The sequence below is a fragment of the Sunxiuqinia rutila genome, assembly GCF_050589705.1.
GTDB lineage: Bacteria > Bacteroidota > Bacteroidia > Bacteroidales > Prolixibacteraceae > Sunxiuqinia > Sunxiuqinia rutila.
Window position 1 is genome coordinate 161,827 of record NZ_JBNGOT010000007.1, and the last position, 20,910, is coordinate 182,736.

20 protein-coding genes are annotated in these 20,910 nt (G+C 46.4%); 17 read left to right on the forward strand and 3 right to left on the reverse strand.

The window, feature by feature from the left end; translation table 11 throughout:
* The first annotated feature begins 59 nt into the window (after positions 1-59).
* From ACRD6K_RS10780 to ACRD6K_RS10855, 16 genes are all read left to right on the forward strand, one after another.
* Complete coding sequence (locus ACRD6K_RS10780) at positions 60-515, forward strand: division/cell wall cluster transcriptional repressor MraZ (protein WP_299580747.1); 456 nt, start codon at positions 60-62, stop codon at positions 513-515.
* Positions 516-517: 2 nt separating this feature from the next.
* Positions 518-1,420 (forward strand): 16S rRNA (cytosine(1402)-N(4))-methyltransferase RsmH, encoded by a 903-nt coding sequence (gene rsmH / locus ACRD6K_RS10785; protein ID WP_430973265.1) that lies wholly within the window; start codon positions 518-520, stop codon positions 1,418-1,420.
* Positions 1,417-1,785: an FtsL-like putative cell division protein gene (locus tag ACRD6K_RS10790; protein ID WP_430973266.1), complete on the forward strand. Its 369-nt coding sequence runs from the start codon at positions 1,417-1,419 to the stop codon at positions 1,783-1,785. The genes rsmH and ACRD6K_RS10790 overlap by 4 nt, the downstream gene beginning before the upstream one ends.
* The gene (locus ACRD6K_RS10795; protein ID WP_430973267.1) at positions 1,785-3,902 is read left to right on the forward strand and encodes a penicillin-binding protein; all 2,118 of its coding nucleotides are present in this window, start codon (positions 1,785-1,787) and stop codon (positions 3,900-3,902) included. The genes ACRD6K_RS10790 and ACRD6K_RS10795 overlap by 1 nt, the downstream gene beginning before the upstream one ends.
* The gene (locus ACRD6K_RS10800; RefSeq protein ID WP_430973268.1) at positions 3,902-5,359 is read left to right on the forward strand and encodes a UDP-N-acetylmuramoyl-L-alanyl-D-glutamate--2,6-diaminopimelate ligase; all 1,458 of its coding nucleotides are present in this window, start codon (positions 3,902-3,904) and stop codon (positions 5,357-5,359) included. Before ACRD6K_RS10795 ends, ACRD6K_RS10800 begins: the two co-directional genes overlap by 1 nt.
* Before the next feature lie 9 nt (positions 5,360-5,368).
* On the forward strand, positions 5,369-6,619 hold the full coding sequence (gene mraY / locus ACRD6K_RS10805; RefSeq protein WP_299580732.1) for a phospho-N-acetylmuramoyl-pentapeptide-transferase: 1,251 nt from the start codon (positions 5,369-5,371) through the stop codon (positions 6,617-6,619).
* 2 nt (positions 6,620-6,621) lie between these two features.
* Positions 6,622-7,959 carry a UDP-N-acetylmuramoyl-L-alanine--D-glutamate ligase gene (gene murD / locus ACRD6K_RS10810; RefSeq protein WP_430973269.1) on the forward strand — a complete coding sequence of 446 codons (1,338 nt, stop codon included), beginning with the start codon at positions 6,622-6,624 and terminating at the stop codon, positions 7,957-7,959.
* A gap of 87 nt (positions 7,960-8,046) precedes the next feature.
* Complete coding sequence (locus tag ACRD6K_RS10815; RefSeq protein WP_299580726.1) at positions 8,047-9,246, forward strand: FtsW/RodA/SpoVE family cell cycle protein; 1,200 nt, start codon at positions 8,047-8,049, stop codon at positions 9,244-9,246.
* A 1-nt stretch (position 9,247) separates the two neighbouring features.
* Positions 9,248-10,348, forward strand: coding sequence for an undecaprenyldiphospho-muramoylpentapeptide beta-N-acetylglucosaminyltransferase (murG, locus tag ACRD6K_RS10820; protein WP_430973270.1), 1,101 nt, complete (start codon positions 9,248-9,250; stop codon positions 10,346-10,348).
* Positions 10,349-11,734, forward strand: a complete 1,386-nt coding sequence (murC, locus tag ACRD6K_RS10825) for a UDP-N-acetylmuramate--L-alanine ligase (protein WP_430973271.1) — start codon at positions 10,349-10,351, stop codon at positions 11,732-11,734.
* On the forward strand, positions 11,727-12,476 hold the full coding sequence (locus ACRD6K_RS10830; RefSeq protein WP_430973272.1) for a cell division protein FtsQ/DivIB: 750 nt from the start codon (positions 11,727-11,729) through the stop codon (positions 12,474-12,476). Before murC ends, ACRD6K_RS10830 begins: the two co-directional genes overlap by 8 nt.
* A 5-nt stretch (positions 12,477-12,481) precedes the next feature.
* Positions 12,482-13,780 carry a cell division protein FtsA gene (gene ftsA, locus ACRD6K_RS10835; protein ID WP_430973273.1) on the forward strand — a complete coding sequence of 433 codons (1,299 nt, stop codon included), beginning with the start codon at positions 12,482-12,484 and terminating at the stop codon, positions 13,778-13,780.
* 21 nt (positions 13,781-13,801) lie between these two features.
* Positions 13,802-15,067: a cell division protein FtsZ gene (gene ftsZ / locus ACRD6K_RS10840; RefSeq protein WP_299580711.1), complete on the forward strand. Its 1,266-nt coding sequence runs from the start codon at positions 13,802-13,804 to the stop codon at positions 15,065-15,067.
* Between the two features lie 20 nt (positions 15,068-15,087).
* Entirely contained in the window at positions 15,088-16,506 is a 1,419-nt protein-coding gene (gene ftsZ / locus ACRD6K_RS10845) for a cell division protein FtsZ (protein ID WP_299580708.1), read from the forward strand.
* A 42-nt stretch (positions 16,507-16,548) separates the two neighbouring features.
* Positions 16,549-16,998 (forward strand): GatB/YqeY domain-containing protein, encoded by a 450-nt coding sequence (locus tag ACRD6K_RS10850; protein ID WP_430973274.1) that lies wholly within the window; start codon positions 16,549-16,551, stop codon positions 16,996-16,998.
* Positions 16,999-17,159: 161 nt separating this feature from the next.
* Positions 17,160-17,501 (forward strand): hypothetical protein, encoded by a 342-nt coding sequence (locus ACRD6K_RS10855; protein WP_430973275.1) that lies wholly within the window; start codon positions 17,160-17,162, stop codon positions 17,499-17,501.
* A gap of 211 nt (positions 17,502-17,712) precedes the next feature.
* Here the strand turns inward: ACRD6K_RS10855 and ACRD6K_RS10860 are convergent, their stop codons facing one another.
* The 3 genes from ACRD6K_RS10860 to ACRD6K_RS10870 form a co-directional block, all read right to left on the reverse strand.
* The gene (locus ACRD6K_RS10860; protein WP_299580700.1) at positions 17,713-18,282 is read right to left on the reverse strand and encodes a YkgJ family cysteine cluster protein; all 570 of its coding nucleotides are present in this window, start codon (positions 18,280-18,282) and stop codon (positions 17,713-17,715) included.
* Positions 18,283-18,418: 136 nt separating this feature from the next.
* A complete protein-coding gene (locus tag ACRD6K_RS10865) occupies positions 18,419-19,141 on the reverse strand; it encodes a LytR/AlgR family response regulator transcription factor (RefSeq protein ID WP_299580697.1) in 723 nt (240 codons plus the stop codon).
* Positions 19,129-20,253, reverse strand: a complete 1,125-nt coding sequence (locus ACRD6K_RS10870) for a sensor histidine kinase (RefSeq protein ID WP_299580694.1) — start codon at positions 20,251-20,253, stop codon at positions 19,129-19,131. The genes ACRD6K_RS10865 and ACRD6K_RS10870 overlap by 13 nt, the downstream gene beginning before the upstream one ends.
* 227 nt (positions 20,254-20,480) lie before the next feature.
* Here ACRD6K_RS10870 and ACRD6K_RS10875 point away from each other — a divergent pair, with 227 nt between their 5' ends.
* Entirely contained in the window at positions 20,481-20,864 is a 384-nt protein-coding gene (locus tag ACRD6K_RS10875; protein WP_299580691.1) for a MotA/TolQ/ExbB proton channel family protein, read from the forward strand.
* Positions 20,865-20,910: the final 46 nt, after the last annotated feature.

The window sequence follows — 20,910 nt, forward strand, 5'->3', positions numbered from 1 at the left end:
AGTGGTATTTGGACGGAGAAATTACTATTTTTACAATAGGAAAATAGACGTTGAACACTATGGATTTCTCAGCAGAAAAGAAAGCAACATTTGATGAAAAGGGACGTGTTGTGCTGCCTGTCGACTACAAAAATGAGATGGGTGGACGGGTTCCTAATGGGCAGCTTGCTGTGGAGATTGATCCGTTTGAGAAATGTCTAAATATTTATCCAATTGAGGCTTGGGAGAAAAGACTGGCCTCGTTTAAAGCAAAATTGAATCGAAACAATCGCCGGCAAAGTCGTTTGCTGGATATGATTTACCGCAACTTTAAGATCATAAGCGTTCCGGAAAATTGCCGCATGAATTTCCCCAATAATTTTTTGGAGGAGGTCAATATCACCAAAGATGTGGTCTTTGTTGGTGTTGGTGATCGGATTCGTTTGTGGGATGCCTTGGAATACGACGCTTACCTGGATTCAGGTGGCGACTACGGAGAATTGTTTGCAGAGTTTTTTGGATCAGAGGAGGAATAATAGTGGAGCAGCCGTATCATATACCGGTTTTATTGAATGAAAGTGTCGAAGGACTAAACATTCAAAAAGAAGGTGACTATGTAGATGTCACTTTTGGAGGGGGAGGTCATTCCCGCGAAATACTAAAGTTTATTGAGTCGGGACACTTGTTTGGTTTCGATCAGGATGAAGATGCCGCCAACAATGCGTTTGACGACCCGCGTTTCATTTTTGTAAGACACAATTTTAAATATATCCGCAATTTTTTGCGTTACCATGGAGTTGAAAAGGTTGATGGCATTTTGGCCGACCTGGGAGTTTCATCGCATGATTTTGATGTGGCTGAGCGCGGTTTTTCTTTCCGTTTTTCAGGCGCGTTGGATATGCGCATGAATCGCGATGCCAAAATAACCGCAGCTGATGTGGTGAATGATTACAGTGAGGAACAGCTGATTAAAATCTTCCGGGAATATGGTGAAGTAGACAACGCTTACCGGCTGACCAAACAGATCGTTGCAGCTCGCCAGCAGCAGCGCATTCAAACCATCGATGAATTTAAAGCGGTTATTGCCGAATGTGTGTCGAAAAAGAATGAAGCCAAGTACCTGGCCAAGGTCTTTCAGGCGCTTCGGATTGAAACCAACCGGGAACTGGATGTGCTGAAAGACTTTTTGGAGCAGAGCGCAGAACTGCTTAAGCCAGGTGGCCGGCTGGTAGTAATAACTTATCATTCGCTGGAAGACCGCTTGGTGAAGAACTTTATTAAAGCCGGAAACTTTGAAGGAAAGCAGGAGAAAGACTTTTACGGCAACGTAAGCTCGGTGCTGAAAGCAGTTAATCGGAAGGTCATTATTCCGACTGACGAGGAAATTGCAAGAAATCCGAGAGCGCGAAGTGCCAAACTTCGAATAGCGGAAAAGGTATGAGTGTAGAGGAGCCGAAATCAGGAAAAAGCAAAACCCGCCGGATTGGGTTGAAATCGTTTTTGGGCGGCAGCTTGTTGGCCAGCGAAAAAGCGTTGAAGCACATGCCTTTTGTTTTTTTTATTGCATTTCTGGCCATTTTAATGATTTCGAACCGTTACTGGTCTGAAAAGACTATCCGGAAGATGGAGGCGGTTCAGGATTCGATTAAAGAGTTGCGTGCCGAATCGGTGACTTACGAAACGGAATTGATGAAGATGAACCGGCCATCGGAAATCGTCAATAAAGTTAAAACCAGTGGTTTGGATTTGTTGGAGCCAACAGAACCGGCCCGGAAGCTGAATGTTGAAAAATTGGAAGAGGAGTAATGGAGATTAGAAAAGACATAACTGCCCGCTTTGGGATTATTTATTTTCTGGCTGCGTTGATAGGAATTATCATCGTGGTAAAAATCTTCATGATTCAAAATATGGATACCAACAAATGGAAATCCATTGCGAAGAATCTGAAAAACAATACGGCTGAAATTCCGGCGAAGCGCGGAAATATTTGTGCCGACGACGGAAGTATTTTGGCCACCTCTGTGCCGAAATACGCATTGCGTCTGGATTTGGCAGCACCGATGGTTAAGCGTGTTTATCAGGAAAAAGCCGATGCTTTTGCGCTGGAAGTTGCTGAATTCTTCGGCATTTCCAAAAGTCAGTTTAAGCGAAATATGGATCGGGCGTTTAAAAAAGGAAGCCGTTGGTTTTTGATTTATCCGCATGAAGTGAATTACAACCAGCTACAGCGGTTCAAGCGTCTGTCCATGATGGAGCGCAGCAGCTTTGGGTCGGGGCTGATTGTAGTTACCGATAACGAACGGGTCATGCCGCACTCTGATTTAGCTAGCCGTACGATTGGCACCTTAAATAAAGGTGCCTTTGGTGGTATTCATGGTAATGTTGGTTACTCCGGCATTGAAGGATTGATGGAGGGGTACCTGAGTGGCGAGAACGGGAAAGCGGTAAAGCGCAATTATTCCGGACGCTGGATCAATGTGCCGATTGTTGAACCCAAGGACGGCAGCGACGTAATCACAACGCTGAATGTCAACCTGCAGGATTTTGCCAGCAATGCATTGCATCGTCAAATGAAGACTTCACAGGCGGAATGGGGAACAGCCATCGTGATGGAAGTAAAAACCGGCGAGGTAAAAGCGATTGCCAATTTGGGGAGACGCAAGGACGGTGAATATGCTGAGATATATAATTATGCCTTGGGTAATGAAGGATGCAGTGAGCCCGGTTCAACCTTTAAACTGATGTCGTTGATGGTTGCCATGGAGCATGGTTTTGTAGATACCTCCGATGTGTTTGATACAGGCAATGGTGCCTGGAATTACCACGGCCAAACCATTTACGATAGTGACTATCATCACGGAGGTCATGGTAAATTGACCATGAAACGGATATTTGAGTTGTCTTCCAATGTGGGGGTGGCTAAAATTATAACGAAGTATTACGAAGGACGCGAAGAAGAATACATCGACCGGATTTACAATTTTGGCTTGAATAAACCGCTGGGATTGGGGTTTGCCGGTGAAGGTGTTCCCTATATTAAATATCCCACCGACAAGGTTTGGTGGGGGCCGTCGCTGGCTTGGATTTCCTACGGCTATGAGATTAAACTTACGCCCCTGCAAACGGCCACTTTTTACAATGCGGTTGCCAACAACGGGAAAATGGTGAAGCCGAAGTTTGTTAAGGAAGTGCGTCGAAATGGGCTGTTGGAGAAGGAGTTTAAAACAGAAGTGATCAATCCGGCTATCTGTTCGAAAGAAACCCTGGTGAAAGCTCAGGAGCTTTTGAGTGGGGTGTGCAGTGCCGGAACCGGACGCTCGCTAAATAACCCCTATTTCCCCATTGCCGGGAAAACGGGAACCGCGCAGGTTGCCTACAACGACCAGGGGTACACCAAAGATGGTCGAAAAAATTACCAGGCTTCGTTTGCCGGCTATTTTCCGGCCGACGACCCGCAATACACCTGTGTGGTGGTGATTGTTGGGCCCAAGGGCTTGTATTATGGAGGTTCTGTGGCTGGGCCGGTATTTAAGGAGATTGTTGGGAAAGTGTATGCCAGTTTTATGGAACCACGCAAAAACGAGGAAGAGCAGCTGGCCAAGCTACCTGATGTGAAGTCGGGTTTTAAAGATGAGATTGCCCTGGCTGTTGATGAACTGGACCTGGATGTGGATGCGGATGATGTTGACTCGGACTTGATTCGGGTGAAGCCGGATCAGGAAAAGTTCAGTGTTGAAAAACTGGCTGTGGGAGAAGGTTTGGTGCCTGATGTTCGCGGAATGGGCGGAAGCGATGCGCTCTACTTGCTTGAAAGTTCCGGATTAAAAGTAAAAATGAAAGGAATTGGCAAGGTGAAAAAACAATCGCTGAAAGCAGGCCATAAGATTAGGGCCGGACAAACTATTTATATTGATTTAGGCTAATGATGAATTTAAAGAAAATATTAAACAAGCAAACCTATGAGTTGGTCGCAGGCAACTTGGCTATTGAAGTCGGAAGCCTGCATTTTGATTCAAGACAGGTAAAGGCGGGCGATGTTTTTGTTGCCGTTGCCGGCACGCATGTGGATGGGCATCAGTTCATTCAAAAAGCCATTGATCAAGGTGCTGTAGCAGTGATTGCCCAGCAGTTTGAGGGCGTCGAAGCAACAGGTGTTAGTTTGATTAAAATGGCTGATACGGCACTTGCCTTGGGCCAATTGGCTGCCAACTATTACGACAATCCTTCTGCAAAGTTGAAGGTGGTTGGCGTTACCGGAACCAATGGCAAAACAACTATTGCGACTTTGTTGTACCAGCTGTTTCAAAAGCTGGGCTACCAGGTTGGTTTGATTTCTACCATTAAATATTATGTAGGCGACCACGACTTGCCTGCGACACATACCACTCCTGATGCTTTGCAAATTCAGTCGCTGATGGCCAAAATGGTTGATGCTGGCTGTGAATACTGTTTTATGGAGGTTAGCTCGCATGCGATTCATCAGGAACGGATTTCAGGCGTGGCGTTTGACGGCGGAATTTTTACAAACCTGACCCACGATCACCTGGATTACCATGAAACCTTTGCAGAATATCTGAAAGCCAAGAAGAAGTTTTTTGACCAATTGCCACAAACGGCCTTTGCGTTGACCAATGCGGATGAAAAGAACGGTATGGTCATGCTTCAGAATACAAAGGCTGTGAAAAAAACATATGGATTGAAGTCTTTGGCAGATTATAAGTGCAAGGTGTTGGAAAAACATTTTGATGGCATGTTGCTGCGGATTGACGAACATGAAGTTTGGACGCATTTTGCCGGGGTATTTAATGCTTACAACCTGATGGCTGTGTATGCATCGGCCTTGTTGCTTGGCGAATCGGCTGAGTCTGTTTTGCCTGTTATCAGTGACTTGAAGCCTGTGGCAGGGCGGTTTGAAATGTTGCGTTCGCCCGAAGGTAAATATGCGGTGGTGGACTATGCGCACACACCCGATGCCTTGAAAAATGTGTTGAACGGAATTACGGAAATCCGAACCGGAAACGAACAGGTGATTACGGTGGTTGGTGCCGGTGGCGATCGTGATAAAACCAAACGACCGATAATGGCGCAGGAAGCTGTTCAGCAAAGTGATAAAGTGATTTTGACTTCGGACAACCCGCGTAGCGAGGTGCCTGAGCAAATTATTGCAGATATGCAAACTGGTGTTGAACCGCACCAAACCGGCAAAGTGCTGGCTATTGTTAATCGTCGGGAAGCAATTCGTACGGCATGCATGCTGGCACAACCCGGCGATATTATTCTGGTAGCCGGCAAAGGGCATGAAGATTACCAGGAAATTATGGGTGTGAAACACCACTTTGACGATAAAGAAGTGATTAAAGAGGTATTCAATTTAATATAGGAGAAGCAGATGGTTTATTTTCTGTACGAGTGGTTAAGAGATTTAGATATTCCGGGATGGGGGATGGTTCCTTACATTTCATTCCGGTCGGGAGCTGCGGTGATCACTTCGTTGCTGATTACAATGGGTTTTGGCCGTAAATTGATCAATTACCTGCAGCGGAAGCAAATTGGAGAAGAAGTGCGCGATTTGGGCCTGGAGGGACAATTGCAGAAAAAAGGCACGCCTACCATGGGGGGCTTGATTATTTTGGCATCGATTATTATCCCCACATTGCTGTTTGCACGCTTGGACAATATTTACATTCTGCTGATGTTGGTAACCACCGTGTGGCTGGGGCTGATTGGTTTTGCCGATGATTACATCAAAGTCTTCTTAAAGGACAAAAAGGGATTGGCAGGCCGGTTTAAAATTCTGGGGCAAGTGAGTCTCGGTATCATTGTGGCGTCTACCCTTTATTTTTCAGAGGATGTGATTGTGCGTGAGAAAGTGCTTTCGGTGACCGGCGATTATAAAAAAGAAATTGTTGTGGATGTTGAAACAGGCATGCAAGAGGTTCGTGTCATTACCAATGATGTGAAGTCGACTCGCACGACCATTCCATTCATTAAAAATCATGAGTTTGACTATGCCTGGCTGGTTCCTTTTGCCGGAGAACGTGGTGAGTTCTGGCGCTGGCTGATCTATGCGTTGGCCATCATTCTGATTATTACGGCAGTTTCCAACGCCGCCAACCTGACGGATGGCATTGACGGACTGGCAACCGGAACTTCGGCGATTAGCGGAGCTACCTTGGGTATTCTGGCTTATGTAAGTGGAAACATTATTTATTCCGATTATCTGAATATCATGTATATCCCCAATATTGGAGAGCTGACCGTGTTTATCTCTGCTTTTATTGGGGCCACCGTTGGGTTTTTGTGGTACAACTCGTATCCGGCCCAGGTATTTATGGGCGACACCGGAAGTCTGGCCTTGGGAGGAATCCTGGCCGTTTTTGCGGTGGTCATTCGTAAGGAAATTCTGATTCCGCTTTTGTGCGGCATTTTCCTGCTCGAAAATTTATCGGTCGTTATTCAGGTGGCTTATTTCAAGTACACCAAGAAAAAATACGGTGAAGGTAGACGGGTTTTCCTGATGAGCCCGATTCATCATCATTACCAGAAAAAAGGAATTCCCGAACCCAAAATCGTTACCCGGTTTTGGATTGTAGGAATTATCCTGGCTGTATTTACCATTGTGACTCTTAAAATGCGTTAACCATGGCAAAGCGGCTTGTCGTCATAGGTGCTGGTGAAAGCGGTGTGGGATCCGCCATTTTAGCTCAGAAACAGGGTTTTGATGTCTGGGTCTCGGATGCCGGAAAGATTCAGGATAAATATAAAGACGTTCTAATCAAGTATACGATTCCTTTTGAAGAAGGAAAACATTCGGAAGAGCAACTTCTGAATGCTGACCTGGTGGTCAAAAGTCCAGGGGTGCCTGATGCGGCTCCCTTGATAAAGAAGCTCAAAGCACGGGGAGTTCCCGTGATTTCGGAAATTGAATTTGCCGGTCGTTACAACCAGGCAAAAACCATTTGTATTACCGGAAGCAATGGCAAGACCACCACAACCATGCTGATTTATCATTTGCTGCAAACAGCTGGCTTAAAGGTCGGATTAGCCGGAAATGTGGGGCAAAGTTTTGCCTGGCAGGTGGCCGAAAAAACGTATGAGTACTATGTGCTTGAGTTGAGCAGCTTCCAGCTCGACGGCATGTATGAGTTTAAAGCAGACGTGGCCATTCTGTTGAACATCACTCCGGATCATCTGGACCGATATGACTATCAACTGCAGAATTATGTGAACTCCAAGTTCCGGATTCTGCAAAACCAAACAGCAAATGACTTTTTCATTTACGGAGCAGATGATCCAATCATTCAAAAGGAGCTGGATAAAAGATCCATTTCAGCTACCTGCCTGCCATTTGGCTGGGAAAAAGCTCCGGGAAATGGAGCGGGAATTGAAGGCGAAGATTTAGTTATCAACTGGAAAAAAAAATCATTCAATATGTCCATTTTTGATATTGCATTACAAGGAAAACATAACACCTACAACTCGATGGCCGCAGGCTTGGCGGGTATGGTGTTAACCATAAAAAACGACAAGATCAGAGAAAGTTTATCTGATTTTAAAGGAGTCGAACACCGGCTCGAACGTTTTTTAACCGTACATGGGATTGAGTTTATCAACGATTCTAAAGCGACCAATGTGAATTCGACCTGGTATGCTTTGGAAAGTGTCAGCAAACCGATCATCTGGATTGCCGGCGGTGTTGATAAAGGGAATGACTATGAGGCGTTAAATGATTTGGTGAAAGACAAGGTCAGGGCCATCATTTGCCTGGGGGTTGACAATCAAAAGATCAAGGAAGCTTTTGCCGGTTTAGTGCCTGATATTATTGAAACTGAAGATATGACCGATGCGGTACGATCGGCTTATTACCTGGCTAAAAATGGCGAGACCGTTTTATTGTCGCCGGCTTGTGCCAGCTTCGATTTGTTCGAGAACTACGAAGATCGTGGGCGTCAGTTTAAAGACGCTGTTCGCGAATTGTAGGCACATCCATGTGACGATGGATTGTTGATTTGATTTTTTTGTGTAGCATATAAAACTGGAAACAGGACTAATAATATAGAAACTGGAATGAATTTCTCCTTGGGAAAATTATTGAAAGGTGACCGAATTTTGTGGGTGGTACTTGGTCTTTTATCACTCATTTCACTGTTGATTGTCTACAGTGCAACCGGGCGTTTGGCTTATCGCGAAGCAGGCGGTAATACCTTTTATTACCTGGGACGACAGCTCATATTTTTGCTATTGGGATTTGGGCTCATTGCTTTTCTGGTCAATGTTATTCCGGTCAAATTTTATACGTACATCGCGCCCTTGCTTTTGGTGGTTACGGTGGGTGCGCTGGTGGCAGCCTTTGTCCAGTATAAGCTGAGCCCGGGCAAAGCCACTCCGCGTTCGCTTGACCTGGGCTTTCTGAGCTTTCAGCCGGCTGAACTGGCCAAAATATCGTTGATGATGTTTGTGGCTAAGGTGCTGGCCAAGAGACAGAAGTCGCGGGAAGAACTGAGAAAAGCTTTTTATTGGGTAATGGGTGCTAGCGGCCTTGTTTGTGGCATTATCTTTTTGGGAGATATTTCCACCGCAGGACTGATTTTCATGTGCATCATGATTTTGATGCTGATTGCCCGTATTCCTGCCAAATACTTATTGATTACGGTAGGCGGAGGCTTGCTCTTATTAACGACAGTGTACTTTACCGCTGACTTTATTCCGGCCTCGGTTGGACGTGTTCACACCTTCAAGGAGCGAATCGACGACTTTATCTTTGGCGATGATCATGCTGAATTGGGAACTACCCAGGCCGACTATGCCAAGCTGGCCATTTATGAAGGAGGAATGCTCGGGAAAGGACCGGGACAAAGTGAAGTGAGCAATTACATGGAAGCGGCGTACAATGACTTTATCTATGCCATCATTATTGAGGAGTATGGCATTTTTGGAGGTTTTTTTGTTGCCTTGCTATACCTGATTCTTTTGTATCGGGGAGTGGTTATTGTCCGAAGGTCCAACAGGACATACCCCGCATTTTTAACAGCGGGGCTGGTTTTGTTGCTGGTTTTTCAAGCCATAATTAATATGGCGGTTTCCGTGGGAGTTGCTCCGGTAACGGGGCAGCCGATGCCCTGGGTTAGTATGGGAGGTACTTCCATGCTGTTTACCGCTGTTTCTTTTGGCGCAATTTTATCGGTCAGTTATCACAACCAGCGAAACAAAGAAGTTGTAGAACCACCGGTCATGATTGACATGCCGGATGAAGATGAGGAACTGTAAAATGGAAAAATTAAAAGTAATAATCAGCGGAGGAGGAACCGGAGGGCATATCTTTCCGGCCCTGGCCATAGCCAATGAAATTAAGGCGCAAGTTCCTGAAGTTGATATCCTGTTTGTAGGTGCGCAAGGCAAAATGGAAATGGAGCGTGTTCCGATTGCTGGTTACCCAATTATTGGTTTGCCGGTCATTGGCTTGCCGCGTAAGTTGTCCTTGAAACTGTTCAGTTTTGTGTGGTTCTTATTTGTAAGTATGCTTAAAGCCCGCAAAATCGTTCGGGACTTCAAGCCGGACGTGGTGGTTGGTGTTGGTGGATTTGCCAGCGGACCGGTATTGAAAGCGGCCTCACGAAAAGGCATTCCAACCATTTTGCAAGAGCAAAACTCGTATGCCGGAAAAACCAACAAGTGGCTGGCTAAACGGGTAAAAAAGATTTGTGTGGCCTATCCCAATATGGAAAAATACTTTCCCAAATGGCGGATTGTGCTTACGGGAAACCCTTTTCGTCAAACCTTGTTGAACAAGGTGGACAAACAAGTGGCCTATAAAACCTTTGGCCTGAGTGAAGGGAAGCCGGTGATACTGGTCATGGGGGGAAGTTTGGGAGCCCGCACCTTGAATGAAAGTATTCTGAAAAACCTGGATTTGATATCCAAATCAGGAGTACAGATTATCTGGCAATCCGGATCATTTTATTATAAAGAAATATTGGAGCGGTTCAACGGACAACTGCGTAAGAATATTCACCTCTATGAGTTCTTGTCGCAAATGGATTTGGCTTATGCCGCCGCTGATCTGGTTATTTCGCGGGCAGGAGCAAGTACAATTTCTGAAATTTGCTTGTTGGGAAAAGCTTCCGTGTTGGTGCCTTCACCCAATGTAGCTGAGGATCATCAGACTAAAAATGCCATGGCTTTGGTAGAAAATGATGCCGCTGAAATGGTGAAAGATTTTGAAGCCGTTAAAAAATTGTTCCCGGTGGCCCTGGAGCTGGTTCAGAATGAAGAACGACTGAAGACATTGTCGGAGAACAGCCTGAAAATGGCAAAACCGAATGCCACGGCCGATATTGTCGAAGTGATATTAAATGAAGCAAAGAAGTAAATGATTGGGTTAACACATATTAAGCAGGTTTATTTCCTTGGAATTGGAGGAATTGGGATGAGCGCCTTGGCTCGCTACTTCAAGCATGCCGGCTATGCCGTGTCGGGCTACGACCGAACGGAGACCAAGCTTACCCAAACCCTGCAGGCCGAAGGCATCGATGTGCATTACGAGGATCAGCCTGACTGGCTGGCTGATCATTTGCAAAAAGAAGTTTGCCTGGTCGTTTATACACCTGCTGTTCCCGCTGATTTGGGAGAGCGGACTTTTATCGAAAACCATGGTTTTGTGATGAAAAAGCGTTCGGAAGTGCTGGGCATGATTTGCCATGAATTGCAATGTTGTGCGGTGGCTGGTACCCATGGAAAAACTTCCGTTTCGACGATGCTGGCGCATATCCTGCATCGCTCGGAATTGGGGTGTACGGCTTTTATGGGGGGCATTTCCAAAAACTACCAAAGCAACCTGCTGTTGGATGCTCAGAGTGATTGGGTCGTTGCTGAAGCTGATGAGTTTGACCGTTCGTTTTTGCAGCTGTTCCCTAACCTGGCGGTGATCACTTCAATGGATGCCGACCATTTGGATATTTATGGAACGCAGCAGGCTTTACTGGATTCGTTTAATGCTTTTGCCGGTCAGGTGAAAGACGGCGGAGCCTTGGTCGTTAAAAAAGGTCTGGTAGTCGATCAGAAACCGGAAAGTAAGGTTCGTTACTATACCTATTCGCTTAACGAGAAAGCTGATTTTTATGCCGAAAATATCGAGCTGGTTGACGAAGCTTACCAGTTTGACCTGGTTCATCTGAAAGGGAAAATTGAAGGAGTACACCTGAATTATCCGGGACTAATGAATGTGGAAAATGCGGTTGCTGCTTCATCGCTGGCCTTGCTGGCCGGAGTAACTTCTGAAGAGCTACTGATGGCACTGGCCGCTTATCAGGGGGTGAAACGTCGCTTCGACATACAGTACCGCAGCAAACGGTTCATTCTGATTGATGATTATGCACATCATCCGGCAGAATTGAAAGCGACGATTGCTTCGGTGCGCGACATGTTTGCCGGTCGTAAGGTAACTGGTATTTTCCAACCGCACCTGTTTAGTCGCACACGTGACTTTGCTGACGACTTTGCCCGCGAGCTGGACCAATTGGATGAAATCATTTTGCTGGATATCTATCCGGCGCGTGAAAAGCCGATGGAAGGCGTGAGTTCAGCCTTGATTTTTGATCAGCTTAAAAACGAAAACAAGCAACTGGTTACCAAAGCAGCATTCCCCGCCTGGGCTGAAAAGCTCGACGACGGGGTGATTCTGATGATGGGAGCCGGTAATATTGACACCTTGGTGGAGCCTGTTAAAGCTATTTTGAAGGAGGTAGAGCATGTTTAAATCAGTCATAAAAATAGGGGCTTTGGGACTGCTGGTGGTTGTGGTTGCCATCACCATGGCATTCTCTTCAGGTAAGTTGGCACGGGTCAGCTGTCAGGACCTGATCGTGCGAATTCACGAAGATTCGCCCCGTTTTATTGACGAAGAAGAAATTATGCGGCTGGTGAAAAAGGCTGATGACAAACTGTTTGGAAAAAAGTTAAATGAAATTAACACCGAGCAGCTTGAGCGGGCTTTGAAAAAGGAAACCGCCATTAAAAATATTGAGATCTACCGCCGGGTGGTGGGGCAGGATATGGATTTTAAAGGCAAACTGATTGTGGAAGTGGCGCAGCGAGAGCCTGTCGTGCGAATCAGAAATGCCAAGGAAGATTTTTACCTGGATAGCGAAGGGGTGCGTATTCCGGCAAGTGGTGCTTTTACCAGCCGGGTATTGCTCGTTAGCGGACAGCCAAGTGAAAAATATGCCCGGGAGGAATTGTTGTCGCTGATCAATTTTATTCATGGCGATGAATTCTGGCATGCCCAGATTGAGCAGATGCAGGTGAATGCCAATGGAGAGCTGATTATGTCAACACTGATTGGCGATCAATTGGTTGAATTTGGAAAACCATCCGATTATAAAATCAAACTGAGGAATTTGAAAGCCCTTTACGAGCAGGCATTTTCTTCAACAGGATGGGATCATTATTCGAAAATAAATTTGAAATATACGAACCAGGTCGTGTGCACTAAAAAATAGAGTATATGAGCAAGAGTGGAAAAATAGTAGCAGCCGTTGATGTCGGTACCACCAAGGTGGTTGTAGTGGCCGGCAGGAAAAATGAAGCCGGTAAAATTGAGATTCTGGGTTACGGAAAAGCGCGCTCCATGGGAGTGAAGCGTGGTGTCGTGCTGAATATCGATGAAGCCTTTTCTGCTATTCACGAAGCTATTCGTCAGGCTGAAGATGCCTTTCAGGGAGATATTGAAGAGGTTTACGTCAACATTGTTGGGCAGCAGCTGAAGACTTTGACCAACAAGGGGGAACGGTACATCGGCGAGCGTCGGATTGTGTCGGAAGAAGATGTGGATGCTCTCTTTCAGCAGGTGAAAAAGGTTGACCTTCCTGCCGGATACAAAATTTACCATACTTCTCCCCAGCTTTTCACCATTGATCATGAGGCGGGGATTCCGAATCCCGTGGGCATGGCGGGCGAAAAGATGCAGGCTGATTTTAAATTGCTTGTTGCTCCTGAAGTGTACGAAGAGAACCTGAAACTTTGCTTTGAGCGGGCGGGAATTACCATCCGTAAAACGATGATTGATCCGTTGGCTTCCTCGGAAATGCTGCTTTCGGAGGATGAAAAGGAAGCGGGCGTTGTGCTGCTCGACATCGGAGGCGGAACCACCAAAATGGCTGTCTACCGGGATGGCGTTTTGTGTTACTCAGCCCTGATTCCTTTTGGAGGCAATGTGATTACACACGATATTAAAGAAGGCTGTACGATTTTGGCGCGTCAGGCCGAATCGTTGAAAGTACAGTTTGGACAAGCGATGGGCGATTTTGCCCCGGAAGATAAAGTGGTGACCATTCCCGGTATTTCGGGTTGGGAGCCTAAGGAAATTTCATTCAAAAGCCTGGCTTTTATTATTCAGGCCCGCATGGAAGAGATTATTGAAGCCTTTTTCTTTCAGCTCGAAAAATCGGGTTACATGGATCAGGTTGGAGCCGGCATTGTGCTTACCGGTGGTAGCGCACTGATGCCTAACCTGGGGCAACTGATTAAGTTTCAAACCGGGTTGGACGTTCGCAAAGGCATTCCGCGCTTAAAACTGGGCGACCAGTATAAAGAGCTGGAAGACCCTCGGAATGCGACGGTTTTAGGCTTGCTTCAAATGGCATTGAATGAAACAGAACAAGAACCGACTAAAGAGTTTTTCTTCAAAGCGAAGAAAAAGAAAGTACGCTCCACTCAGCCTGGCTTCTTCTCGCAAATGAAAAAGGAAGTAACGCGCCAGGTGACGCTGTTCTTCGATGATGAACAGGATACGGAAATGTTTTAAAATCACGAAAAATCCCCGAATATGACGGAGGACATCTTAAATTTTGGATTTCAGGAATCAAAGTCGTCTATCATCAAAGTGATAGGTGTGGGAGGTGGCGGATGCAACGCAGTCAACCACATGTTTGGAGAAGGCATTGAAGGTGTTGACTTTTTGATTTGTAACACGGATGCGCAGGCCTTGCGGACAAGTCCCGTGCCGATAAAAATTCAATTAGGTGTCAGTTTGACGGAAGGACGGGGCGCCGGAAACATGCCTTTGCAGGGAGAACAGGCGGCCATTGAAAACCTGGATGATATTCGTGGGGTGCTGGAAGGCACGACCAAGATGCTGTTTATTACGGCGGGACTGGGTGGCGGAACCGGTACCGGAGCGGCGCCGGTGATTGCCGGACTGGCCCGGGAATTGGATATTCTGACAATTGCTGTGGTAACTATTCCTGCTCCGGCCGAAGGGAAACGACGCTTCCAACAGGCTTTGGAAGGGGTGGAAAAACTCAAGGAGCATGTGGATAGCTTGCTGGTGATTAGTAATGAAAAGCTACACAAGATTTACGGCGATTTGCCGGCCTCTCAGGCGTTCAAAAAGGCTGATAATATTTTAGGGACAGCTGTAAAAGGAGTCGCCGAAATCATTACGCTTCACGGAAACATTAACATTGACTATGCCGATGTGCATACCGTGATGGCCGGAAGTGATGTATTTATTATGGGAACCGGAGTGGCCGAAGGCGATGGTCGGGCTATGGAAGCGGTGCTTAAAGCGCTGGAGTCACCTTTGCTGGACAGTAATGACATCAAGGGGACGAAAGATATTTTGCTGAACATTACCTCGGGAGAAGAGGAAGTCAGAATGGGAGAGATTGGCGATATCATCGAATTTCTGCAGGAAAAGGCGGGGCAGGATGCGAACATTATTTGGGGAAACAGTCTGGATAAACGGCTCGAAAACAAAGTTAGTGTCACCTTGATTGCAACTCGGTTTGACAAAAACCCGAACAGTTTGTTACAGAAAAAGGAACCCAAAGAAGAAGTGGTTTTGGAAGAACAAGCCTGTGAAATTAACCTGGAAGATGAAGAAGACCAGCTGATTCTTGAAAATGAAGTACATCAGGTGCAGCCCCAGGCAGCATCTCGCACTCGAAAAAACCAATCCGGCAAGTCGAAAGCAAAACGAAAGCAGGAACTGGTCTCTGAAGAAAACCAGGAAAATGGAACAACTGACAGCTGGTTTCAGCGCCAGTTTAACCGTTTTTTTGATGATCAGGATGAAGAAATTGAGAATTAACGATTAAGAAGAAAAAGTCTATGGCAAGCGATATCATAAACTTCGATTTAAATACAAGCTCAGAAGAAATTATTAAGGTAATAGGTGTAGGTGGTGGAGGTGGAAACGCAGTTAACCACATGTTTCAGCAAGGAATTAAAGATGTGGGATTTATGCTGTGCAATACGGATGAGCAGGCGCTGAAGAACAGCCCTGTGCCGTTGAAACTTCAGCTTGGAGAATCGCTGACGGAAGGACGTGGTGCGGGAAACAAGCCGCAAGTTGGCCGCGAAGCAGCAATTGAAAGCATTGAGGAGATCAAAAATACCTTGCAGGCTTCCACCAAAATGGTGTTTATTACCGCCGGAATGGGGGGCGGAACCGGTACCGGAGCTGCTCCGGTAATTGCCGAAGCCTGCAAAGAACTGGACATTCTGACCGTGGGCATTGTTACCCTTCCGTTCCGCAACGAAGGGCGCCGACGCATTAAGCAAGCCATTGACGGGATTGCAGAAATGGAGAATCATGTGGATTCGTTGCTGGTCATCAACAATGAGCGTATTCGCGAGATGTACGGTGACTTTAAAATCTCGGAAGCGTTTGCCAAGGCGGATAATGTGCTGACTACCGCTGCTAAAGGTATTGCCGAGATTATTACCGTTCCGGGCTATATCAATGTGGACTTTGCCGATGTGGAAACGGTGATGCGTACCAGTGGTGTGGCCATCATGGGATCGGCCAAAACCGAAGGTGAAGACCGGGCCCTGCGTGCCGTTGAAGAAGCCCTGAACTCACCCCTGCTGAATAATAACGACATCAATGGAGCCCGCAATATTTTGCTGAACATTACTTCAGGAGAAGAAGAAGTGACGATGGATGAAATTGGTCAGATTACGGACTATGTGCAGGCCAAAGCCGGACATGATGCGGATTTGATTTGGGGGAACGGGCATGATGAAAAGCTGGGAAAAGAAATTTCGGTCACCATTATTGCCACCGGATTCAGCGTGAGCAGTATTCCGGAGATGATGGCTGCCCGCAAAGTGGAGAAAACCTACCATACCCTGGTGGATGAGCCGCAATCGGTAGCGCCGCCACGCCCCAAGGCAGAGGCCCGGGTGCCCTTTACCGGGGGTGAGCCCAAACGGGCAAGCATTAACCAGCAGGCAATTGAGTTCGAAATCAATAAACCCAAAGATGAATTTGACGAGCTGTACGGAAGCTCAACGTCAGTTGATCCTGCGAAGGAATATTCGGTGAAGCTGGATTATTCCTCATCCTCCGATGAAGAAGTGGACGAGCTGGAGAACATACCGGCCTACCGTCGGAAAAAGGTGAATCTTCAGAATGTGAAAAAGAAATTTGAAGAGAAATTGTCGCGCTTTTCCTTATCGCCCGATGAGGAGGATAACACCAAATTGCGGGACAACAACTCCTACCTGCACGACAAAGTCGACTAAGGGTTAGAACACACGAATTAATCATTTTAAAATTACCAAGCAATGGGATTATTTGATCAGATTAACGAAGATATGAAAGCGGCCATGAAAGCCCGCGAAAAGGATAAATTGGAAGCGATCCGTGCGATTAAGAAAGTTTTGCTTGAAGCACGGGCGGCCAAAGGTGCCAACGCCGAACTGGACGACCAGGAAGTGGTGAAGGTGATTCAGAAACTGGCCAAGCAAGGACGCGACTCGGCTACCATTTACAAAGAACAGGGTCGCGAAGATTTATACGAGCAAGAGATGAAGCAGGTGGAGGTATTTGAAGTGTACCTGCCCGAGAAAATGAGTGATGAAGTGTTGGAGGCAACCATTAAAACCATTATTGAATCAGTAGGTGCCAGCGGCATGAAAGACATGGGGAAAGTGATGGGAATTGCTTCGAAACAACTGGCCGGACAGGCCGATGGAAAAGACATTGCCGATAAGGTGAAAGCTTTGTTGGCTTAATCTATAGCCAGGCAGTAACCGAATTAAGTCACGGAAGAAAGTTTACAAGAACTTCCGTTTCGATAAAAGCTTTGGAAGGCGGAGAGAAACAGCAGATACGCTGGCTTCTTTCCGCCTTCATTGGTTTGGGGTGAAAAGCCTAAACGGGAACGCTTCCAGCTTTGCGGATTGGCCGCCCACGCCATGGGGACGCTTTCCGGGCTGACGGATTGGTCGCCCATGCCATGGGGAAGGTTTCCAGCGTTACGGATTGGCTGCCCATGCCATGGGGAAGGTTTCCGGGCTTGCGGATTGGTCGCCCACGCCATGAGGACGCTTTCCAGCGTTACGGATTGGTTGCCCATGTCATGGGGAAGGTATTCCAAGCTTCTGATTGTGTCGCTCATGAGGGGAGGGATCCTTTTCGGTACCAGAAAGGTGTAGAATACGGATTCGAATACTTGATTATCACTCCAAGCTTTGTGGTTGTGCATGAACAACGATGCTTTAAGCTGATTGGATGAAGAGCGAATGGCCTGGTACAAATGTCTCTCAATAAGGAGACAAGGTTACTGGCAAGACGGATGCTTTGGGCTACGGTGCAATGCACGAAAGATAAGCTTGCCGGAAACACACTCATCGGACTTCATCGCTGTACCCTCCAAAATCAGGGAACCCAAAGCGCCTAAACCCCCAAAATGGGTTAACGCTGTAGCTGTCTGCGCTTCAATTTACCTAAGCACTCCACTTGTTGTCGGTATACGTGAAATAGGTGAGCACCATTTCTATTGCGCGTTTGATGGCTTGGTTGATCGGCAGGCTCTCGTTGGCCAGCTGCCAGTCGATGGAAGCCAGCTGCATGTAGTAATCCTGAAATAAAGGCGCCTGCTGAAGGGTGTCGGGCTGCATGGTTTGGTACTCGCGCGTTTCCTTCAGGGGTTTGCAGCTTACCATGCGCCTTTGAGCCATTTTATCCGAGGTGGTTGAATAGCCAAACAGCCGACAGATCAAGCCGCGGTATTCGTATTCAATACATCCCCAGCCATCGGAGCTGAGTGGGCTGAAGAGGGCGCATATGGTTTCCGTGCGGCTTTCCAACTGATCGTAAAAAGCATCTGCCTGCTTGGTTTCATACAGGTGATAGGCAAAAGGGAGAAATTCCAGCGGGCTGGCGTAAATGTCTTTTTTAAGACAACACTTGAAGCATCCCGACAGGCAGCTTATTTGACTTGTTTTTTGAAATTGCTGGGTGTGCAAAGCAGCTTCTTCGAGTACTTTTTGCACTTGCTTTATTTTCTTGATCATCCTTTTTGTGAACCTTGGAAAGCGATTTTAATTTCCAGAAACAAAAGTAATTATTTGAATAATAGGTTGATTCAAAAAAATGCACTTCAAATATTTTTTTTTTCGGTCTGGCGTTTGCCCTTTTTTTATGCGCCTTTCAGGGCTTTGGAATTAATTTTTCGAGTGCCGATTTGTAGCTGCGGCCCACCGGAATTTTGAATTTGCCCAGCTCAACCAGCCCCGGCTGGATGGCTGAAATCTTGGTTGTGGCAATAATGAAGCCGCGATGAACGCGAAGAAAGCGGTCTTGTGGTAGCTGCTCTTCCAAATGACTGATACGTTCTTTGGTGGTTATCTTCCCTTTTTCAGTGTGGGCAATGACGTAATCGCCAAAGCTTTCCAGGTAAATAAGTTCTTCAAACAAAACCTTGTGCAGTTTCTTGTCTGCCTTCAAAAACAAATGGTCTGGTTTGTGAGCCGAGTCGGTGGGTGGAACTTCAGCAGGGCTTGTTTCGTTCATTCGTTGGTAGAACCGGTTGATGGCTTTGGTGAAACGAAGCAAGGAGATGGGTTTCAGCAGGTAGTCCACCACATCCAGTTCAAAAGCTTCGATGGCATAATCGCGGTAAGCCGTGGTGAAGATGACCTTAGGCGGATGATTCAGGTTTTTTAGCAACTCAACGCCGGTAATCTGGGGCATCTGGATGTCTAAAAACAACAGGTCTACCCGGTGCTTCGACAGCACTTCAATGGCTTCAATGGCATGGTTGCATTCGCCTACCAGTTTCAGGTTTTTAAATTCCTGAAGGTGATTTTTGATCACCCGAATGGCAATGGGTTCATCGTCAACAATCAAACAGTTATAAGTTAGTTCGTCCATAGGTTTTCTTGTTGAGGTGCGCTTAGCGCGTCCAGTTTTAGCTGAAGCTTAATTTCAAAGGTATTGGCTTCGGGTTTGATTTCCAACTGATGGGTGTCTGGATAAATCAACTCCAGCCGCTTTCTGACGTTCTTCAGGCCGATACCCTGGGTATAGTCTTCGTTTTGAGTGGTTAGCGGGTTGCGGCTGTTTAAAATCCGAAGTTCAAACTGCTGGCCGGTAATGCGCAGGTCAATTTGGACAAACGGATTCTGAATGGACTTGCTGACCCCGTGTTTAAAGGCGTTTTCGAAAAAAGCCAGTAAGAGCATGGGCGCAATCTCCAGGGAGCTGGGATCACCTTCCTGCCTGAAGTCGATTTTCAAGTGCTGCCCGTAGCGTATCCGCTCAATTTCCATGTAATTCTTCAAATGATTCAGCTCGCTCTCCAGAGGAACTTTGGGGCGGTTGCATTTGTAAAGCATGTAGTCCATTAAATCGGAAAGTTTGAGTACCAGCTCCGGTGCCAGCTCCGATTTTTCAAGCGTTAAACCATACAGGTTGTTCAGGGTGTTGAATAGAAAGTGGGGATGAATTTGTGCCCGAAGCACTTTTAGTTCAGACTCCCGCAGTTTGAGTTCGGTTTCCAGCTGTCGCTTTTCCAGTCGGGTGTTTTCTTTTTTTATATCGAAGGCCCGCTTAACCTGCTCAATGGCAATGAAGGCCAGGATAATAAAATACAGCCCAACCAGCAGAAAGACCATGTCGAAGGAAGTGGGGTCGAGCTTGTAAAACTGAAAATCGCTGACAATGACAAACACAAACATGCTGATGATGAGCTCGGCCCAAAGCGTGAATACGATGGTATAGCCCAGGAATAGCACGAACTTACCTGTCTTGTTTTTGTATAGAAAATGGGGAATCAGAAAATAATTCAGGAAGTAGCTGGTGACGATGGCCAATGGAAACAGGAGTGAGGCAAAAATAATCGTGGTTTGGTAGTCGCGGTTGGCGCGTCCAAAAAACAGGATGAAAAACAAATACGAAACAATCCAAAACAGCAGATGCTGGCCGACTTTCATAATTCCGATCGGTCGCATCGTTTCTGCTATTCGTTTTTGGAAGATCTTCATGAGCATCAAATCTGAGGATCAAATTACTGAAAAAAAGGGCTGAGATGAAAAGAATGTCGATGAATAACTTCAAAAGGTGGTTGAAAGGTATTGGGCTTTGGGCTGAGGCTGAAAAATTCAGGTCGGGTCGAATCCTTGCCTTTTGGTGCTGTTGGTCGATAAAATGAGGTGAAAAAATGCGCCGTTCCTAACTTCGTATCATGATATTAACCTTAAATTTAACGATCATGAAACTGTTTGATTTATTCTACATGGGAGGACCAACGTTTATGTCACTTGTTACCATCTGGGGAATTGGCATGCTGGTCTTTACTGTACAAAAGCTGGTTCATTTTTTTGTACAGGGAAAAGTTACGAAAAGTGGCCTTGGATTGATATTACTCTTTGGAAGTTTAGCCATGGTTACAGGTTTTTTGGGGCAAGCTATTGGCTTGATTATGGCCTTTGATGCCATTGAGGTGGCTGGCGATATATCTCCGTCGTTGGTGGCCGGTGGCTTAAAAGTGAGTATGATTACCCCGGTTTACGGAACCATTCTCTTTATTCTTTCACTGATTTTTTGGGGGGCGCTAAAGGAAGTGTACACCCGTAAAAGTGAACAGGAAGCTTAAGTTGGAAATGGGTTTGTTCCGATCGTTCTTTCGGTCGGAACAAACC

Coding starts and splice junctions, on each gene's coding strand:
- ACRD6K_RS10780 (WP_299580747.1), top strand. CDS start 60: ATGGATTTCTCAGCAGAAAAGAAAGCAACATTTGATGAAAAGGGACGT.
- ACRD6K_RS10790 (WP_430973266.1), top strand. CDS start 1,417: ATGAGTGTAGAGGAGCCGAAATCAGGAAAAAGCAAAACCCGCCGGATT.
- ACRD6K_RS10795 (WP_430973267.1), top strand. CDS start 1,785: ATGGAGATTAGAAAAGACATAACTGCCCGCTTTGGGATTATTTATTTT.
- ACRD6K_RS10800 (WP_430973268.1), top strand. CDS start 3,902: ATGATGAATTTAAAGAAAATATTAAACAAGCAAACCTATGAGTTGGTC.
- mraY (WP_299580732.1), top strand. CDS start 5,369: ATGGTTTATTTTCTGTACGAGTGGTTAAGAGATTTAGATATTCCGGGA.
- murD (WP_430973269.1), top strand. CDS start 6,622: ATGGCAAAGCGGCTTGTCGTCATAGGTGCTGGTGAAAGCGGTGTGGGA.
- ACRD6K_RS10815 (WP_299580726.1), top strand. CDS start 8,047: ATGAATTTCTCCTTGGGAAAATTATTGAAAGGTGACCGAATTTTGTGG.
- murG (WP_430973270.1), top strand. CDS start 9,248: ATGGAAAAATTAAAAGTAATAATCAGCGGAGGAGGAACCGGAGGGCAT.
- murC (WP_430973271.1), top strand. CDS start 10,349: ATGATTGGGTTAACACATATTAAGCAGGTTTATTTCCTTGGAATTGGA.
- ACRD6K_RS10830 (WP_430973272.1), top strand. CDS start 11,727: ATGTTTAAATCAGTCATAAAAATAGGGGCTTTGGGACTGCTGGTGGTT.
- ftsA (WP_430973273.1), top strand. CDS start 12,482: ATGAGCAAGAGTGGAAAAATAGTAGCAGCCGTTGATGTCGGTACCACC.
- ftsZ (WP_299580711.1), top strand. CDS start 13,802: ATGACGGAGGACATCTTAAATTTTGGATTTCAGGAATCAAAGTCGTCT.
- ftsZ (WP_299580708.1), top strand. CDS start 15,088: ATGGCAAGCGATATCATAAACTTCGATTTAAATACAAGCTCAGAAGAA.
- ACRD6K_RS10850 (WP_430973274.1), top strand. CDS start 16,549: ATGGGATTATTTGATCAGATTAACGAAGATATGAAAGCGGCCATGAAA.
- ACRD6K_RS10860 (WP_299580700.1), bottom strand. CDS start 18,282: ATGATCAAGAAAATAAAGCAAGTGCAAAAAGTACTCGAAGAAGCTGCT.
- ACRD6K_RS10865 (WP_299580697.1), bottom strand. CDS start 19,141: ATGGACGAACTAACTTATAACTGTTTGATTGTTGACGATGAACCCATT.
- ACRD6K_RS10870 (WP_299580694.1), bottom strand. CDS start 20,253: ATGAAGATCTTCCAAAAACGAATAGCAGAAACGATGCGACCGATCGGA.
- ACRD6K_RS10875 (WP_299580691.1), top strand. CDS start 20,481: ATGAAACTGTTTGATTTATTCTACATGGGAGGACCAACGTTTATGTCA.